We start from the raw sequence: 602 nt of genomic DNA on the forward strand, positions 1-602 counted from the left end.
ACATCTTCCATCCAGCGGTCGCGGCCTTCGGTCCAGGCAACCTTGCCGCCGGTGCGGCGGTAGACGATCACGTTCCTGACGGCCTCGCAGCCGCCCAGCGCCAGCGCGTCATCGGCGATGGCCTTGAGCGGCAGCGCCTTGCCGCCGCGCATCTGCTCGTCGGCGGTGATCAGCGCCACCGCGCCCACGTCCACCAGCCGCTCCTGCAGCGACTTGGCCGAGAAGCCGCCGAACACCACCGAGTGCGTGGCGCCCAGGCGTGCGCAGGCCTGCATCGCGACCACGCCTTCGACCGACATCGGCATGTAGATCACCACGCGGTCGCCCTTCCTGATGCCGAGCGCCTTCAGGCCGTTGGCAAAGCGGCACACCTTGCCATGCAGCTCGCGGTAGGTGACGCGCGTCACGCTGCCGTCGTCGGCCTCGAACACGATCGCGACCTTGTCCGCATTGCCGTTCTGCAGATTGCGGTCCAGGCAGTTGTAAGAGGCGTTGAGCTCGCCGTCTTCGAACCACTTGTAGAACGGTGCGTTGCTTTGGTCCAGCACCTTGGTGAAGGGCTTGGTCCAGTGCAGCAGCTCGCGCGCGTGGCGCGCCCAGAA

General features: G+C 67.1%; 1 protein-coding gene. It reads right to left on the minus strand.

Annotated elements, in window-relative coordinates:
- Window positions 1-602 (minus strand): AMP-binding protein (locus tag AC3WRR_RS36065; protein WP_492299569.1); only part of this gene is annotated, 602 nt, incomplete at both ends.

Source organism: Cupriavidus sp. FW305-3-2-15-C-LB2, from assembly GCF_058787575.1.